We start from the raw sequence: 15,197 nt of genomic DNA on the forward strand, positions 1-15,197 counted from the left end.
GCAATCGTCATGCCGGCAGCAAGCTCAGGAAGCGGTCCAGCATGTGGAAGTGGTCGTCGAAGAACTGCTCTTCCATCGCCAGCAGTTCAGAAACCGGCACCCAGCATGCCTGGGCCGCGTCATCTGCGCCCAGCACCTCGGGCAACTCGCGATCCCCCAGATCGAAGTGGTGGGCGTGCGAGATCGTGCGACCGCGCTGGCTGCGGTCGGGGTGGTCGAAGACGGCCACGCCCTGCAGCGCGCCCGCCAGCGTCTCGGGCAGCAGTCGCAGGCCGGTTTCCTCTTCGAGTTCGCGCACGGCGGACTGGTGGAGCGTGTCGCGCGGCTCGACGAAGCCGCCCGGCAGGGCCCACAACCCTTGGCCGGGGTCCTTGGCGCGCTGGATCAGCAGCACATGGTCGGCGCAGCGCAGCACCAGGTCCACGGTGACGAAGACCGGCGCATACGGCGCCGCCGCCCAGGCCTGCCGGTAGGCCTTCAGCATGGCCCATTCGCGCCGCAGCGCCGCCAGGTAGGGCAGATGCGCCCAGGCCTGCACGAAGCTGCGCGTACCCGGCGGCACCTGATCGACCCAGCTGGCCAGCACGCCGTCCAGGGCCTCGGGCCCGGCCTCGAACAGCGCGGCGCGCAGGTCGGTGGCGTCCACGCGGTGCTGGCGCGGCAGGCTCAGCAGGCGCCAGGGCGAGAAGCGGCGCAGGTAGTCGCTGGTGGCATCCTTGAAGTGGCCGACCAGCGTGACGTCGGCGTCGCCCACGCGCTCTTCCACGGCCGCACGCACGGCCTGCACCCAGCGCGCCTCGTCGTAGAGGTCGCGCAGCGGCACGACCTCCACGCGTTCACGCTCGGCGTCGGTCAGGGCCAGGCGCAGCATCTCGGCGCGCTCGGTCCAGCTGAAGGCATGGCGCGGTGAACGCGCCTGGTGGGCCGAGCCGAGCAGCACGATGACGCGGGGCGCCTCGGCCAGTGCCGCGCGCAACAAGCTGACGTGGCCGTTGTGAACCGGTTGGAAGCGGCCGATGACGACGGCGGCAGAGGTCATGACAGCACTCCGGGAAAAACCGCCACGATGGGCATCTGCCGCCCTTGGCCGAAAGCGCCCGCGCGCAGCCGGATCAGCGGCGGCGCCTGGCGGCGCTTGTATCCGCGGCGCTGGACCATGCGGGCGACGCGTTCAATGAGCGGCTTGAGCAGTCCGTCCAGCACCGGGACGAGGATGAGCTTGATCATGGCTTGATGCCAAACACTTGTCGCAGATAGGCGAGGAAGGTCTCGTCGTCGCAGAGCGTCTTGCCGGGGCTGTCGCTGAGCTTGGCCACGGGCTGGCCGTTGGCGTGGGTCAGTTTCATGACGATGTTCAGCGGCGTGGGCCCCAGGTCGTTGCTGAGGTGGGTGCCGATGCCAAAGCCCAGCTGCACGCGATCGGCGAAGTGGCGGTACAGCTCGATGGCCTTGGTCACGGTCAGGCCGTCGCTGAACACCAGGCGCTTGGTGTGCGAGTCGATGCGCAGCCTGGCGTAGTGGGCCAGGGCCTTCTCGCCCCAGACGACCGGGTCGCCGCTGTCATGGCGCAGGCCGTCGAAGAGCTTGGCGAAATAGAGATCGAAGTCGGCCAGGAAGGCGTCCATGCCGACGACATCGGTCAGCGCCGTGCCGAGGTCGCCGCGGTACTCCTGCACCCAGTCCTCCAGCGCCGCCTTCTGGTGGTCGCGCAGGCGCACGGTGCCCAGGGCCTGGTAGGTCTGCAGGTATTCGTGCGCCATGGTGCCGATGGGGACCAGGCCCAGCTCCTTGGCCAGCAGCACGTTGGAGCTGCCCTTGAAATGCTGGGGCAAGGCGTCGCGCAGCCGGGTCACCACCTCGCGCTGCCAGGCGCCGGAGAAACGGCGGCGCAGACCGAAGTCGAACAGATCGAAGGGGTGGCGCTGCGGCAGGGGCTCGGCGGCAAAGGCCTGCAGCGTGGCGATCTTGGCGTTCAGCCGGCGTTGGCCTTCGAGACGAACCTCGGGCGTATCCAGCCGGCGGAAATAGAGCTCGTTGACGATGGCCAGTATCGGAATCTCGAAGGCCATCACATGCACCTGCGGGCCGCGCGCGACGATGTTGAGCTGCGCGCCGTCCGTCGTCACCTCGACGAAATCGCGCTGGAACCGGAAGATGCGCAGGAAGTCGACAAAGTCGCTCTTGATGAAGCGCAGGCCCTTCACATAGGCCAGCTCATCGGCGCGAAAGGTCAAGGCACACAGCGCCTGCAGCTCGCGCTCGACGTCGGCCTTCAGCTCGGCCAGCGGGTAGCCGGGCTGGTTGCGGCAGACGAAGCGGTACTCCGCCTGCGTCTGCGGGTGGCGATGCAGCAGCGCCTGCCACATCGTGAACTTGTAGAGGTCGGTGTCCAGCAGGCTGGTGATGACGGGGGTGCTCATGCCTGGATCTCCGTGCTGGTGGACAACTGCAAACTGCGTGCCCGCATCGCGGCCAGGAAGCCGGCCTGCTGGGCCTCGAAGCCCGCCACGGGGCTGATGCAATCGGTCAGCAGCACCAGTTTGGCTAACTGCCGCGACGGCAGATGGTCGGCCAGGTGTTCGACGGTGGCTCTCACGCAATGGCTGCCGGCCTCGCCGGCGATCAGCACGCGGTCGAAGCGATCCAGCTCGGCCAGCAGGGCCTGGTTCAGCGCGGTGCTTTCGTCGGACGGGTCGGGCACCTCGGCCTGCAGCGCGCTGTAGTGCTCGGTCCAGGGGTTCTCGCCCTTGGTGACGACGGCCACCGAGCGCCCTTCCCTGTCCGTCCAGGCGTCCAGCGCAGCCTGCAGGCCGGCGTGCACGCCATGGCCCCAGCTGCCCATCTGGCAGTGCACCGGCCAGACCATCAGCGTGTAGCGGCCGGCGGCCTCCAGCGCATCCAGATAGGCCAGCGCGCGGTCGAGCCGGGCGGGGTCGCGCGGCAGGTATTCGTTCGCGCGAACCTGGGCGGCCGTGATGGGCGTGAACGGCCCGGGGTGGCGGCCGCTGGCCGTTTCCTGCCAGAAGCCAGGGTGGGCGATGTCGATGCGGTGATGCGAATCCAGCGTCACGGTGATGGCGTCGATCTGGCCGCGCAAGCGCTCCACCAGGCCAGCGGCGCGCTGCAGGTCGGCGTGAGCACCGGCCACCGGCAGCGCGGGCTGGATGAGTTCTCCCGTCACGGGCGAGCGCGGCAGCCAGTCCAGCGGCAGGTCGCAGAAGTCGTTCTGAGGGTCGATCAGCAGCAGATGCGTCTTCATGGGCGTGTCAGGTTGTTGCGTGTTTCCAGGCCGGCGCAACTCTATCGACTCAAAGATGCATTCCGGCCGGCGCTGCGACGGGTGGGGTGCGGGCGGAACGCCTGATCACGCCTCTGCAAAGAACCGGCTTGGTGGCATGCCCACCGTGCGCGTCACCATGGCCGTGAAGGCGCTGGCACTGGCATAGCCGAGCTCGCTGGCGATATGGCTCATGGGCCGGCCGCGCGCCGCCAGGGTCAGCGCGTGGGCCAGCAGCAGTTGCGAGCGCCATTGCGCGAAGCTGGTGCCGAGCTGCTCGCGGAACAGCCGGCTCAGCGTGCGCGGGCTGGCGCCCGCCTCGGCGGCCCATTCGTCCAGGCCGGCATGGCGACCGGGCTCGCGCAGCATGGCCTCGCAGAGCTTGCGCAGCCGCGCGTCCTGAGGCAGGGCAACGCCCAGCGCCAACGGGCGGGCGCGCTGGAGTTCACTGAGCACCAGCCGCTCCATGGCGCCGCGTCGCTCGGCGTCGTCGCGGCTCTCCGGGGGTGCGGGATCGGGCATGGCGGGCAGGGCCAGCACCAGCTCGCGCAGCAGCGGCGACACCTCCAGCACCCGCCCCACCTGCCAGGCCTCGCCCGCCAGCAGCTCGGGGCCGAGGTAGAGGGTGCGCAGGTCGCACTGCTCGATGGCCGTGACCGCGTGGACGACGCCAGGCGGAATCCACACCGCCCGCGACGGCGGCACGATGTAGGTCGACGCCTCGGTGTTGACGCGCACGGCGCCCGTCATCGAGAACACGAGCTGGGCCCAGTCGTGCCGGTGCGGCTGGATGTCGGCCAGGTGCTCCAGCAGCCGCGATTTGGCGCGCAGCGGCCGCTCGGGCGTCGGCGCGAAGAGCTCGGGCGAGAAGGCAGGAAAGCTGCGGCGGCCGGCCATGGCTGAATTTCGACAGAAGTTGACGAACCATCGTAACAACGCCGACGCTGCCCTGCCTACATTGAGGGCATGGATACCGCCCTCGCCTCTTCCCTCGACGCCGGCCTGCAGCGCCGGCGCGACGTCACGACGATCTCGACCATCGGTGTCGCCCACGGCACGTCGCACTTCTTCCACATGCTGCTGCCGCCGCTGTTCCCGGCCTTCATCCAGGCTTTTGGCCTGAGCTATTCGGAACTGGGCCTGCTGGTGACGACCTTTTTCGTCATCTCGGGCGCCGGGCAGGCGCTGTCGGGCTTCATCGTCGACCGCATCGGTGCCCGGCCGGTGCTGTTCGCGGCGATGGCGAGCTTCTTTCTCGCCTCCATCGCTGCGGGCCTGGCCCAGGGCTTTGGCGGGCTGATGCTGGCGGCAGCACTCGCCGGCGTCGGCAACGCGCCCTTCCACCCGGCCGACTTCACCATCCTGAACAAGCGCGTGTCGCAACCACGCCTGGGCCACGCCTTCTCGGTGCATGGCATCAGTGGCAACCTCGGCTGGGCCTTCGCGCCGGTGTTCTCCATCGGCATTGCCGAGGCGACGGGCAACTGGCGTTTCGCCTATGTCGGCACCGCCCTCGTTGCGCTTTCGGTGATGGCCCTGCTGTTCTGGCAGCGCTCGGCAATAGACGACCGCCAAGGGTCGTGGGGACACGCGAAGCCGGCGGCCGGCGTCAAGGCGGAGCACCCCATGGCTTTCTTGAAGCTGCCCTCGGTGTGGCTGTGCTTTTCCTTCTTCTTCTGGAGCACGGCGGCGCTGTCGGCCATCCAGAGCTTTGCCAGCCCGGCCCTGCACCAGATCTACGGCCTGCCGCTGGCACTGACGGCCTATGTCGTCACCGGCTACATGCTGGCCGGCGCGGCGGGCATGGTCTGCGGCGGCTTCCTGGTCGCCAAGGCCGAGCGGCTGGAGCGCACGATTGCGTTTGCCATGGCCTTTGCCGCCGCACTGCTGCTGCTGACGGCGACCGGCTGGCTGCCCGGCGGGCTGGCGGCCATCGTGGCCGCGCTGGCGGGTTTTGGCACCGGCCTGGCCGGCCCGTCGCGCGACATGCTGATCAAGCGCGCCTCGCCGCCGGGAGCGACCGGCCGGGTCTATGGCACCGTGTATTCGGGCCTCGACATCGGCTTCGCGATTGCCGCACCCGTGTTCGGGGCCATCCTGGACCAGGGCATGCCGCGCGGCGTGTTCGCGGGCTCGGCGGCGGCGTTGATGATGGGCATTGCGTCGGCGGGCCTGGTGGGGCTGGGCCTGAGCCGCAGGACGGCGGCGGTGCCGGCCCAGGCGTGACGGGGCTTCACGAGATTGCCTCTGTCATGGGCACTGCCGCGCCCTCGTCCCTAACTGCCCGATGACAAGCACCGACGCCCCAAGCCCTCCGCCCTACTATCACGGCACCAAGGCCGACCTGCGGGCCGGCGACCTGATCCAGCCTGGCCATGCATCCAACTACGGCCAGCACAAGAAGGCGAACTACGTCTATCTGTCCGCGACGCTGGAAGCAGCGATCTGGGGCGCAGAGCTGGCCGTGGGCGACGGCCGCGGCCGCATCTACATCGTGGAGCCCACCGGCCCCATCGAAGACGACCCCAACCTGACCGACCGCAAGTTCCCCGGCAACCCGACCAAGTCCTACCGCTGCAAGGCGGGGCTGCGGGTGACGGGCGAAGTCATGCAATGGCAGGGCCACTCCCCCGAGCAGCTGCAAACCATGCTGGCGCATGTGCAGCGGATGCGCGAACTCGGCATCGAGGCCATCCAGGAATAGGCAATAGGCCCTGCGACTCAGCCGGCGAGGCTCAGTCAACCAGGGCCTGGAGCTCCTGCAAGGCTTCGTCCAACAAGGCCGCGCTGCCGGCATCCTGCTCGATGGCCCGGCAGGTGCGCTCCACCAGGCCTTCCAGCGCCGGATCCAGTTGCAACTCGCCGCCGAGTTCATCGAGCAACGCAGCCTCGACGAACAGGCGCAAGGCCTTGGCGCGAGGGATGGCACCGCCTTGAGCTCGGGCGGCCTTGAGCTTGGCGGTCAGCCCCTGCAATGCCGTCACGGCCGCGGGTGGCGCAGCCCGATTGACCAAGCCAGCCGAGGCCCCGGCCGTTGCCTGGCGTTGCGACGGCGAATGGCGCGCCTGCGCCAGTTCGGCCTTGAGCAGGCGCAGTGCGTGGATCAGGGGAGAAATGGGAGCTGTCATGCCAATGCCTGGAGCCGCCGCATTGTGGCGCGGCCCGGTTCGGGAAAGCTGGCAAAATGCGCCCGCTTCTGACCGATGCGCCGCCGCTGGCCTTGCCGTGGCGGTATTTTTTTGAGCCCCCGCATCCAGGGGCTTCGACCCAGGGCATATCCCAAAGTCCGACCGAGCGGTCGGCCGGGACAATCGCCAGCTTTGCTTTAACCAGGCCGCGTCACAAGCGCCGCCCTGATCTCATGGCACTCCAACACCTGACCGACGAGCAGATCGCCACCATGTCACGCGCCCAAAAGGACGAGTGGTGGTTCAAGAACGTCTTCCGCGGCGACATGGCCCAGCTTTCGCTGCGCTCCGGTATCACCGGTTTCCTGCTCGGCGGTGTGCTCTCCTCCACCGGCCTGTACATCGGTGCCAAGACGGGCATTTCCCTCGGCGTTGGCCTCACTTCGGTCATCCTGGCCTTTGCGCTGTTCCGCGCGCTGCACGCAGCCGGCCTGGCCCAGGACTACACCATCCTTGAGAACAACTGCACCCAGTCCATCGCCACGGCGTCGGGCTATGTCACCACGGCGCTGATCTCCAGCCTGCCGGCCTACATGCTGGTGACGGGCCATGTGCCGCTGTGGTGGCAGATCGCCATCTGGATGTTCCTGGTGTCGCTGGTGGGCGTGCTGCTGGCCTTCCCGCTGAAGCGCCGCTTCATCAATGAAGACCAGGCCCCCTTCCCGGAAGGCCGTGCCTGCGGCGTGGTGCTCGACTCGCTGTACCACGGCAAGGGCAGCGAGGGCATGTTCAAGGCCAAGCTGCTGGGCTGGGTGGCCGGCGGCGCGGCGCTGCTGCAGGGCATCTGCGGCGAAGGCTGGATGAAGCTGATCCAGTTCAAGCTGCTGGCCATGGACAAGTGGGCCGGCATGGCGGAGCCCTGGCATCTGCACGAGCGCATCGATGACTACTACTACGCCTGGGCCGTCAAGGCGCATGGCTTCATCCCGAGCATCCTGGGAACGGACTTCCGCACCCTGGGCTTGCGCCTGGTGGTGGACGCCGCGTTGATCGGCACCGGGGGCCTGATGGGCCTCGCCGTCGCGACGAGCTGCTTCGTTGGCGTCATCGTCAACTTCGTGTTCCTGGCACCGCTGATGATCCAGGCCGGTGACATCGCGCCGCGCCTGGGCGCCAATGGCGTGCTGATCCCGCTGAACCGCGTGGAGATCGTCAACCAGTGGTCGCTGTGGTGGGGCGTGACGATGATGGTCGTGGGCGCGCTGGTGTCGCTGCTGGCCAAGCCCGAGATCTTCACGAGTGCGTTCAAGCGCAAGACGCCTGCACAAGTGGCGGCCAAGGCCGAGCCCAAGAGCGACCTGCTCAAGGACATCGAGGTGCCGCTGTGGATCAGCTGGATCGGCGTGCCCGTCGTCAGCCTGATGGGTTGCTACGCCACGCACGCCTTCTTCGGCGTGCCGCTGTGGCTGGCCATCGTGTCGCTGCCGCTGATCTTCGTGCTGACCGTGATCTGCACCAACTCCATGGCGCTAACGTCGTGGACGCCGACCGGGTCCCTGTCCAAGATCACGCAGTTCACGATGGGCGCGCTGGACCGCACCAACCCCGGTTCCAACCTGCTGCCTGCGGGCATGACGGCCGAGATCGCCTCCAACGCGGCCAACCTGCTGTCCGACATCAAGCCCGGCTACATGCTCGGCGGCAAGCCGCGCCACCAGGCCATCGGCCACATCATCGGCAACCTGGCCGGCGTGCTGGTCTGCGTGCCGCTGTTCTTCCTGCTGTTCATCAAGCCTGATGCCAACGGCGCTGCCAGCGCGGCGAACATGGTGTCCGACCAGTTCGGCTTCCCTGCCGCGCTGCAGTGGAAGGGCGTGGCCGACATCATCGCCAAGGGATTGAAGAGCCTGCCCACCTCCGCGCTGATCTCCATGGCCGTTGCGGCCCTGGCGGCCATCGCCATCGAGGTGGCGCGCATCGTCACCAAGGGCAAATCGGGCCTGTCGGCCGTAGCCATCGGCCTGGGCGTCACGCTGCCGCCGCAAGCCACGTTCATGATGTTCGTCGGCGCGCTGATGTTCTGGTACATGGCCAAGAAGTACAAGAACGCCCCCGCCGACTCCCGCGGCCACCGCATCTGGGTCGAAGGCATGGAGCCCATCTGCGCCGGCTTGATCTCAGGCGCCGCCCTGATGGGCATCGGCGACGCGATCATCGGCGTGCTGATCTGATAATCACCCGTTCTGTCTGCCCGTAGCTCAACTGGATAGAGCAGCTGCCTTCTAAGCAGCAGGTCGGGGGTTCGAGTCCCTCCGGGCAGGCCAAATCAAGAGTTCATGAGAACTCACCGCCGATCAGGCGCCTAAGTTCCACAGGGGCTTGGGCGCTTTTTTCGTGCCAGGTGGCGGTTGACCGAGTGGCTCGGGACTAATGGCATCGCGGACCGGACCGCGAGAGACGGAGCATGTCCGCTTTTGGCAGCGGTGGGCCACGGCAAGCGCGCTGACCTCGACCCATTGAGTCGCTTTTATCCTCGCCTTCCCGTCGCTTCTTTAAGTATGCCGGCGGCCATCTGATGCAATTCGCCATCGGCTTCGATGCACCGGCCGGCTCGGCGTCGCGCCTTGGGCCAAGCTGTCGAACGGAAAAGCGTGACAGTCCGATATGCGAACGGTCTTCCTCCTCACATCTGATGATTCGCTCGGTTGGACCTGCGTGCGAACGTGCGACTGCTTGAGGGCGATCCAATGCCCTGCGCCTGTACACGGAGCCATGACCAAATCAATTCGCTGGTTCTTAGTCGTTGGTATTGCTGCCTTAGCGATCTTCGCTGCCAGGCAATTGACCCTCCCGTGGTTCCAAGCGCCCGGCTCCTTGACCATCTGCGTGGATGGCTCGGACCAGGTCTTGCAGTCGACGGATGCCAAGTTCGCTGACTGCATCGAGCGCAACGCGAAGTTGTTTCTGGAAAAGGACTACGCGGAGTCGAAGGACTTGGCAAAGAGTTTTTTGACAATTCTGGTCGCCATCCTCGTCGCATCAATCACGTTCTCTGAGAAGGTTGTCGATATCCACAGCGCGCGGCGGGTTCCCCTCGCCGGAATGCTTGTCTGCTGGTTCCTGCTTCTCGTGGCCATTGTCATGACCGGAAGCGGTCTAGCCAGCATGGCACTGGCCGCAGGCTATGCGGCGTACTACGCCGGCGCGAATTTCCGCCACCTTGAATCGCACGCCGTGCTGCTTTTCATCGGTGGATGTTTCTCCTTCGGAATTGCGATGCTGGCGCTGATCGTTTCGGGCGCAGTCTCGCTACTCGACAAGCGTCAATCAGCCTTGGACTTGAAGAGCAGTGCCGATGCGCAGGACGCGGCGGTCAATGACCTCCTTGATCTCGATGCCGAAGGGGGTTGAATGGGCGCGCCGGCTTGATGACCACCACGCCCGCGTTGACGACCACGATGTCAGGCGCCCCGAACGCCTGCTGTGCTGCGTCGAACAGGCGCTGGATGGACGCTATATCGCCGAGCTCGGCCTGCAGGGCTATCGCTCGCCCACCGCGCCCGGCGATGCCGTCAGCGACCGACACGATCCTTCTCATGGAACTGTCCTCTGACCGAATGATTCAACGGCTTGCCTGCGCACCGTGCCCAGTTCGGCCGACACTCAGGTGTCGCTGCGCTGCGGCGCGTCTCTAGAAGGGGTCGAAGCCGTTGCACCCTGCATTTCCATGGGGGCCACGGCGCAGATTGACTGGATCGTCGCTGCGATCACGGCACACACGACGATCACGACATGAAGATGGACCCACCGGCACGACGACACGGGAACAAGACCGTTGCGCATAAGGATTCCTTAGTTGACGGACTGGGCATCGGCCCGGGAGTCGCGGCGGCTTCTTGCTGCCACAACCTCACGACGATCCGAGACGGCAGAAATCGACAAGCGGAAGTCCGAACCGCTCCGTACGCGGCGGTGGCTACGACAATCGCCCGCACTGCACAAAGCCATCTGAATCCATGACGTCCCGCGCCTTGGGCCTCGGCGGTCTGCTGCTGGCCATCCTGTCGACCATCGCGCAGGCGGCCGTGATCGAGGTCCACGCCGGCTCGGTCACCTACCTCGTCGACAGCGCCACCTTGCGTATCGAAGCCCGCGACGGCGATGCCGCACCGATCCCCCTGCTCAAGCCCCAGGCGCAAGCGCATGACAGCCCGGTCACCACAAGCCCGGGGGCCTGGGCCTGGACAACCGGCGAAGGCCAGCAGGTGCGCCTCAGTACACAAGGCCGGGCGCTCAAGGTGTCGGTCACCGGGCAGCACGGCACGCGCTGGCAGGCGTCCATGCCGGAAGTCTCGTCAGGAACCTGGATCGTGCCGGATGGGCAGGGCATGGCCTTCGGCGTCAACGATGCCTACTGGCGCTCTGTCTTCAACCGCCCGCAGTGCTTCGGCGGCACCACCCTGTTGTCCTTCCCGGCGTGGACCCACCTCACAGGCACGCGGGCCATCACCTACGCGCTGGACGACGGCTTTCAGTCCGAGCTTTGCCTGCAGAACTCGAACGGGCTGCAGGCCAGCCTGAGACATGACTTCGCCGACGGCGCCAGCACGCTGGACCTGATGATCGAGCTCGGTGCACCCAACCCGCTCGCACCGGCGCTGTTCTACAGAAGCCACCTGCGGCAGCAGGGTCGGTTGCGATCCTTTGCCGACAAGCAGGTGCCCGGTCTGAACCGCCTGTTTGGCGCCCCGCATCTGTACGTCTGGGGCGACGGTCGCGATCTCGCTTTCCTGGACGACTTGAAGGCGCTGGGTATTGCCAGGCTCGTGATCAGCTACGACCAGGACCCGAAGACGCACAAGCACCTGGTCCGGCCGGCCTACCTGAAGAAGGCCCATGGCCTGCGCTACCTGGCGGGGCCCTACGACGCCTTCGACAATGGCCAACCCGACGACACGGCCGACATGCCCGCCGCGATCTGGGGGCCTGAGCTCTATCCGTCGGGCTGCCTGCGCGACAAGCAGGGCGCCGTCGTGCCGGGCTTCGCCAGCCGAGGGTGCCAGATGTCCAGCGAAGCCATCGCACGGCACCCGGCAGGCTTTGTCCCGGCGCAGCGCTACGAGGGGCACATCCGTGACGGCGCGAGCCAGGTCTTCATCGACGTGGACGGCTTCGGCAACTTCTACGACGACTTCAGCCCCGAGCACCGCATGACCAAGGCGCAGGACCGCCGCAACGTCCTGGCCCGCCTGGAACTGGGCATGCGCAAGTTCGGCCTGGTGCTGGGCTCGGAGAATGTGACCGCCTGGAGCGCCGACGTCACGCATTACTCGCACGGCACGGGGCAGGCCCACGTGGCGGCGTTCTGGCCCCTGCTCAGCGACAAGCGCTTCAGCGGCTATTGGCCACCGGAGCGCCCTCCGATCTATTTCGGCCGCTTCACGCCCACGGCTGACGAAGCACGCGCTCTGTTCGAACCCGCTGATCGCCTGCCCCTGTTCGATGCGGTCTACCACGACGCGTTGGTGACCGTGGATCGTTGGGAACTCAGCCTGACCAAGGTGGTGGGCCAGGAAGCGCGCCGCTACGCCCGTTCGCTGTTGTACGGCGTGCCAACTCTGTGGAACCTTGACCGGCGCGACCTCGCCAGTGCCGCCGCCTGGCTGAAGGCGGCGCATGACGACTTCCAGGCCGTGCACGGCGTGTCGGCACCCGTGGCGCTCACGGCCTTCGCGTGGCTCACGGACGACCACAGCGTGCAGCAGGTCAGCTACGCAGACGGCAGGGCCGTGACAGCCAACTTCGGCAGCCGGGCCTGGCAGGGCCTGCAGCCGAACTGCGTCAGACTCAGCGGGCGCTCGGTGCTGCCCAGGACTTTCTGCCCGCCCGCGACGGCACTGAACCCTGGCTGAGACACCTTCCCGGGCGCAGACGCAGGCTCCGGTGCCGTAGGCCCACGAATCCCTAGCGAAATCAACAGCCTAGGCGCCTTTCTCGCATCTGAGGTGTTGGCTTTCGAGTCGACCGCCATCCCCCTTTGGAGGGATACGACGGGGGATGCCCGCCCGCCCACCCCCCCTCGGCACCCCCAAAGGGCGATACCCCCGCGGCCGGCCGGCTCCGAGACTGGCTCCATCGAAAACAGGAGCCAACATGCAATCTCAATCCACCCCACTTGCCCCGGATGACGCGCTCTGGGCCAGCGCCTCGCTGCTGCGCATCACCATCAGCCAGTTGCGCGCATGGGAAGCCGAATACGCGCCGCACCTCGCCGCGCAGCCGACGACCGATGAAGAGGCCTGGGAAGGCACCGAACTGGACCCGCGGAGGACGGTGCTTTGATGATCAACAAACCTGTCGGCTTCGCCGCGCTGCTCGAGAAGATGCCGCGGCGTTTCGCGGCCCGGGCCAAGCGGGTCGAAGAGCGAGCCAGGCTCAGGCGTGAGGCTCAGGCCAAGCGCTTCGAGATGGAATTTCTGTGCGCCATCGAGGTGAAGGAAGGCGGCTGGAACGAGTGGCAAGACACCGTCGCCGAGTTCGCCGCCAGAGCAGGAGACGATCATGGGATTGCTTGATGCGAACCGCCATCTTGGCGCCGAGGCCGGCGTCAGCCATTGGGCCTTCGACAGCGCCGCCGGCAGGATCAGCGCCCGCGATGGCGACGGGAACCTGGTGATGGCCATCGCCACCGGCCCGCTCTTCGGCGCCCGATTGGCTGCCGCCTTCAATTCGCCCACGCCTGTCACGATGCCCTATGCCGGCGCCGGGTCTCGCGTTGGGGCAGAGGGGCGATGCGCGGTGGTCGGGGGATTCTGGGCGCCTGAACCGCGCCCCGGTCTTACTCAGGCGTAAACGTTCACGTTGCGCCCCAGCGTGCCTTCGGTCGCCAGTGCCGGCTGCTGCGGCAGCGCGCTGAGCAGGGCCATGGCGCCCGCCGCCTGAATGTCGATCGCCTTGCGCAGCACCAGGAGGCCGACCGCATCGGCTGCCCCTTGGGTATTGCTCGACGCGATGTTGACGCTGGCGGAGTTGGCGATGTCCATCTCGCATGTATCGGCAGGCCTGATCAGAACTTGAGTCGGAACGAGCAGCCTGGCACGACGGCGAGCTTGTATGGTGAAGAGCTGAGGCCCGGCATATCCGCGCTCGGTGCTAGCGTCGGCGCCGCTTGCTGATCAACACCGTCGGGAAGCTCACCGGCAGCGTGCGCGGGTAGTCGCGGCTGAAGTGCAGGCCGCGGCTCTCGTGGCGCATCAGGGCCGAGCGCACGATCAGCTCGGCGCATTCGACGAGGTTGCGCAGCTCCAGCAGGTCGCGTGTGACGCGGAAGCTCCCGTAGTAGTCATCAATCTCGCCGCGCAGCAGCTTGATGCGGTGCAACGCGCGCTCCAGGCGCTTGGTGGTGCGCACGATGCCGACGTAGTTCCACATCAACAGGCGAAGTTCGTCCCAGTTGTGGGCGATGACGACCTGCTCGTCGGCGTTCTCGACCTGGCTCTCGTCCCAGGCTGGGATGGGGGCCCCGTCGGGGAGCGGGTGCGACAGGATGTCGGCCGCGCAGGTCTGGCCCAGCACCACGCATTCCAGCAGCGAGTTGCTGGCCAGGCGGTTGGCGCCGTGCAGGCCGGTATAGCCGGTTTCGCCCACGGCATACAGGCCCGGCAGGTCGCAGCGGCCGAGCAGGTCGGTCACGGCACCGCCGCAGGTGAAGTGCACGGCCGGCACGACGGGAATGGGCTGCCTGGCGATGTCGATGCCGAGCTTGAGGCAGCGGGCGTGGATGGTCGGGAAATGCTCGATGAGGAAGGCTTCTCCCAGGTGGGTGGCGTCCAGCCACACATGGTCCAGGCCGTGCCTTTTCATCTCGAAGTCGATGGCGCGGGCGACGATGTCGCGCGGCGCCAGCTCCATGCGCTCGTCATGCGCCGCCATGAAGCGGGTGCCCCCGAGATGTTCAGGCAGCTTCAGGTAGGCCCCCTCGCCGCGCAAGGCCTCGGTGATGAGGAAGCTGCGCTCCTGCGGGTGATACAGGCAGGTCGGGTGGAACTGGATGAATTCCATGTTCGCGACCCGGCAGCCGGCGCGCCAGGCCATGGCGATGCCATCGCCGGTCGAGGTGTCGGGGTTGGTGGTGTAGCGGTAGACCTTGCCGGCACCGCCAGTGGCCAGCACGACGGCGCGTGCCGCCAGCGTCTCCACGCGCTGGGTGTCGATGTCCAGCGCGTAGGTGCCGTAGACGCGGGTAGGTTCGTCGCGCTGCACGTGGCGTGACGTGATCAGGTCCAGCGCCATCCAGCGCTCGCGCAGCGTGATGTTGGGGTGCTTGCGGGCCAACTCCAGCAGCTGGTCGTGGATGGCCTTGCCGGTGGCGTCGGCCGCGTGGGCGATGCGGCGCACGGCGTGCCCGCCCTCACGCGTCAGGTGCAGGCCCATCGGGCCGGTGTCGTCGGTCGTGAAGGGCACCCCCTGGTCCACCAGCCAGCCCACGGCCGCGGCGCTGCGCTCGGCGATGAAGCGGGCCGCGGCTTCGTCGACGAGGCCTGCGCCAGCGTCCTGGGTGTCGCGCACATGGCTTTCGATGGAATCGTCGCTGCCCAGCACGCCGACGATGCCGCCCTGGGCCCACGCGGTGGCCGCCTCGGTCAGCTCGCGCTTGGCGAGGATGACGACGGGCACGCTGTCGGCGAGATGCAGGGCCACGGTGAGGCCGGCCAGGCCGGCGCCGATGATGACGACGGGGGCGTCGTCTGGGGGGGCAGCAGTCATGGCCGGGCATTGTCGTGCAGTGCCGG

General features: G+C 67.3%; 17 protein-coding genes and 1 tRNA gene. 10 read left to right on the plus strand and 8 right to left on the minus strand.

What is annotated here, in order from left to right; all coding sequences use genetic code 11:
- Positions 1 to 7 precede the first annotated feature (7 nt).
- From ACXJLH_RS18030 to ACXJLH_RS18050, 5 genes are all read right to left on the minus strand, one after another.
- Positions 8 to 1,039, minus strand: a complete 1,032-nt coding sequence (locus tag ACXJLH_RS18030) for a bifunctional nicotinamide-nucleotide adenylyltransferase/Nudix hydroxylase (protein WP_457445634.1) — start codon at positions 1,037 to 1,039, stop codon at positions 8 to 10.
- Positions 1,036 to 1,227: a hypothetical protein gene (locus ACXJLH_RS18035; RefSeq protein WP_457445635.1), complete on the minus strand. Its 192-nt coding sequence runs from the start codon at positions 1,225 to 1,227 to the stop codon at positions 1,036 to 1,038. The genes ACXJLH_RS18030 and ACXJLH_RS18035 overlap by 4 nt, the downstream gene beginning before the upstream one ends.
- Positions 1,224 to 2,420 (minus strand): nicotinate phosphoribosyltransferase, encoded by a 1,197-nt coding sequence (gene pncB, locus ACXJLH_RS18040; protein ID WP_457445636.1) that lies wholly within the window; start codon positions 2,418 to 2,420, stop codon positions 1,224 to 1,226. Before pncB ends, ACXJLH_RS18035 begins: the two co-directional genes overlap by 4 nt.
- Positions 2,417 to 3,259 (minus strand): cysteine hydrolase, encoded by an 843-nt coding sequence (locus ACXJLH_RS18045; protein WP_457445637.1) that lies wholly within the window; start codon positions 3,257 to 3,259, stop codon positions 2,417 to 2,419. The genes pncB and ACXJLH_RS18045 overlap by 4 nt, the downstream gene beginning before the upstream one ends.
- Positions 3,260 to 3,364: 105 nt before the next feature.
- Positions 3,365 to 4,174, minus strand: coding sequence for an AraC family transcriptional regulator (locus tag ACXJLH_RS18050; RefSeq protein WP_457356008.1), 810 nt, complete (start codon positions 4,172 to 4,174; stop codon positions 3,365 to 3,367).
- A 69-nt stretch (positions 4,175 to 4,243) separates the two neighbouring features.
- Between ACXJLH_RS18050 and ACXJLH_RS18055 the strand changes: the two genes are divergently transcribed.
- Complete coding sequence (locus tag ACXJLH_RS18055; RefSeq protein WP_056195675.1) at positions 4,244 to 5,503, plus strand: MFS transporter; 1,260 nt, start codon at positions 4,244 to 4,246, stop codon at positions 5,501 to 5,503.
- A 61-nt stretch (positions 5,504 to 5,564) separates the two neighbouring features.
- On the plus strand, positions 5,565 to 5,981 hold the full coding sequence (gene arr, locus ACXJLH_RS18060) for an NAD(+)--rifampin ADP-ribosyltransferase (RefSeq protein WP_457445638.1): 417 nt from the start codon (positions 5,565 to 5,567) through the stop codon (positions 5,979 to 5,981).
- A gap of 31 nt (positions 5,982 to 6,012) precedes the next feature.
- Here arr and ACXJLH_RS18065 read toward each other — a convergent pair whose 3' ends face one another.
- Positions 6,013 to 6,405 carry a hypothetical protein gene (locus tag ACXJLH_RS18065; protein ID WP_056195669.1) on the minus strand — a complete coding sequence of 131 codons (393 nt, stop codon included), beginning with the start codon at positions 6,403 to 6,405 and terminating at the stop codon, positions 6,013 to 6,015.
- A gap of 233 nt (positions 6,406 to 6,638) precedes the next feature.
- On the opposite strand from ACXJLH_RS18065, the gene ACXJLH_RS18070 reads away from it, so the two are divergent.
- The 8 genes from ACXJLH_RS18070 (at position 6,639) to ACXJLH_RS18105 (ending at position 13,257) form a co-directional block, all read left to right on the plus strand.
- A complete protein-coding gene (locus ACXJLH_RS18070) occupies positions 6,639 to 8,636 on the plus strand; it encodes an OPT family oligopeptide transporter (RefSeq protein ID WP_457445639.1) in 1,998 nt (665 codons plus the stop codon).
- A 16-nt stretch (positions 8,637 to 8,652) separates the two neighbouring features.
- A tRNA-Arg gene (locus ACXJLH_RS18075) sits at positions 8,653 to 8,729 on the plus strand.
- A 448-nt stretch (positions 8,730 to 9,177) separates the two neighbouring features.
- Positions 9,178 to 9,816, plus strand: coding sequence for a hypothetical protein (locus tag ACXJLH_RS18080; RefSeq protein WP_457445640.1), 639 nt, complete (start codon positions 9,178 to 9,180; stop codon positions 9,814 to 9,816).
- Positions 9,782 to 10,018, plus strand: coding sequence for a hypothetical protein (locus ACXJLH_RS18085; protein ID WP_157281400.1), 237 nt, complete (start codon positions 9,782 to 9,784; stop codon positions 10,016 to 10,018). The genes ACXJLH_RS18080 and ACXJLH_RS18085 overlap by 35 nt, the downstream gene beginning before the upstream one ends.
- Before the next feature lie 403 nt (positions 10,019 to 10,421).
- Positions 10,422 to 12,317: a glycoside hydrolase gene (locus ACXJLH_RS18090; RefSeq protein ID WP_457445641.1), complete on the plus strand. Its 1,896-nt coding sequence runs from the start codon at positions 10,422 to 10,424 to the stop codon at positions 12,315 to 12,317.
- A gap of 241 nt (positions 12,318 to 12,558) precedes the next feature.
- Positions 12,559 to 12,747, plus strand: coding sequence for a hypothetical protein (locus ACXJLH_RS18095; protein ID WP_457325013.1), 189 nt, complete (start codon positions 12,559 to 12,561; stop codon positions 12,745 to 12,747).
- A complete protein-coding gene (locus tag ACXJLH_RS18100; RefSeq protein ID WP_457391565.1) occupies positions 12,744 to 12,980 on the plus strand; it encodes a hypothetical protein in 237 nt (78 codons plus the stop codon). The genes ACXJLH_RS18095 and ACXJLH_RS18100 overlap by 4 nt, the downstream gene beginning before the upstream one ends.
- On the plus strand, positions 12,967 to 13,257 hold the full coding sequence (locus tag ACXJLH_RS18105) for a hypothetical protein (RefSeq protein WP_157281397.1): 291 nt from the start codon (positions 12,967 to 12,969) through the stop codon (positions 13,255 to 13,257). The genes ACXJLH_RS18100 and ACXJLH_RS18105 overlap by 14 nt, the downstream gene beginning before the upstream one ends.
- On the opposite strand, the gene ACXJLH_RS18110 is transcribed toward ACXJLH_RS18105, so the two are convergent.
- Positions 13,248 to 13,448, minus strand: coding sequence for a putative motility protein (locus ACXJLH_RS18110; protein ID WP_056195652.1), 201 nt, complete (start codon positions 13,446 to 13,448; stop codon positions 13,248 to 13,250). The genes ACXJLH_RS18105 and ACXJLH_RS18110 overlap by 10 nt on opposite strands.
- A gap of 109 nt (positions 13,449 to 13,557) precedes the next feature.
- The gene (nadB, locus tag ACXJLH_RS18115; protein WP_457445642.1) at positions 13,558 to 15,171 is read right to left on the minus strand and encodes an L-aspartate oxidase; all 1,614 of its coding nucleotides are present in this window, start codon (positions 15,169 to 15,171) and stop codon (positions 13,558 to 13,560) included.
- Positions 15,172 to 15,197 lie beyond the last annotated feature (26 nt).

Source organism: Roseateles sp. P5_E4 (assembly GCF_054049255.1).

Bases quoted from the DNA above. Each gene is read 5' to 3' on its own strand.
- ACXJLH_RS18090 (WP_457445641.1), top strand. From the start codon at position 10,422: ATGACGTCCCGCGCCTTGGGCCTCGGCGGTCTGCTGCTGGCCATCCTG.
- nadB (WP_457445642.1), bottom strand. From the start codon at position 15,171: ATGACTGCTGCCCCCCCAGACGACGCCCCCGTCGTCATCATCGGCGCC.
- ACXJLH_RS18055 (WP_056195675.1), top strand. From the start codon at position 4,244: ATGGATACCGCCCTCGCCTCTTCCCTCGACGCCGGCCTGCAGCGCCGG.
- ACXJLH_RS18085 (WP_157281400.1), top strand. From the start codon at position 9,782: ATGACCTCCTTGATCTCGATGCCGAAGGGGGTTGAATGGGCGCGCCGG.
- ACXJLH_RS18105 (WP_157281397.1), top strand. From the start codon at position 12,967: ATGGGATTGCTTGATGCGAACCGCCATCTTGGCGCCGAGGCCGGCGTC.
- ACXJLH_RS18080 (WP_457445640.1), top strand. From the start codon at position 9,178: ATGACCAAATCAATTCGCTGGTTCTTAGTCGTTGGTATTGCTGCCTTA.
- ACXJLH_RS18095 (WP_457325013.1), top strand. From the start codon at position 12,559: ATGCAATCTCAATCCACCCCACTTGCCCCGGATGACGCGCTCTGGGCC.
- ACXJLH_RS18030 (WP_457445634.1), bottom strand. From the start codon at position 1,039: ATGACCTCTGCCGCCGTCGTCATCGGCCGCTTCCAACCGGTTCACAAC.
- ACXJLH_RS18045 (WP_457445637.1), bottom strand. From the start codon at position 3,259: ATGAAGACGCATCTGCTGCTGATCGACCCTCAGAACGACTTCTGCGAC.
- ACXJLH_RS18035 (WP_457445635.1), bottom strand. From the start codon at position 1,227: ATGATCAAGCTCATCCTCGTCCCGGTGCTGGACGGACTGCTCAAGCCG.
- ACXJLH_RS18050 (WP_457356008.1), bottom strand. From the start codon at position 4,174: ATGGCCGGCCGCCGCAGCTTTCCTGCCTTCTCGCCCGAGCTCTTCGCG.
- ACXJLH_RS18065 (WP_056195669.1), bottom strand. From the start codon at position 6,405: ATGACAGCTCCCATTTCTCCCCTGATCCACGCACTGCGCCTGCTCAAG.
- ACXJLH_RS18070 (WP_457445639.1), top strand. From the start codon at position 6,639: ATGGCACTCCAACACCTGACCGACGAGCAGATCGCCACCATGTCACGC.
- pncB (WP_457445636.1), bottom strand. From the start codon at position 2,420: ATGAGCACCCCCGTCATCACCAGCCTGCTGGACACCGACCTCTACAAG.
- arr (WP_457445638.1), top strand. From the start codon at position 5,565: ATGACAAGCACCGACGCCCCAAGCCCTCCGCCCTACTATCACGGCACC.
- ACXJLH_RS18110 (WP_056195652.1), bottom strand. From the start codon at position 13,448: ATGGACATCGCCAACTCCGCCAGCGTCAACATCGCGTCGAGCAATACC.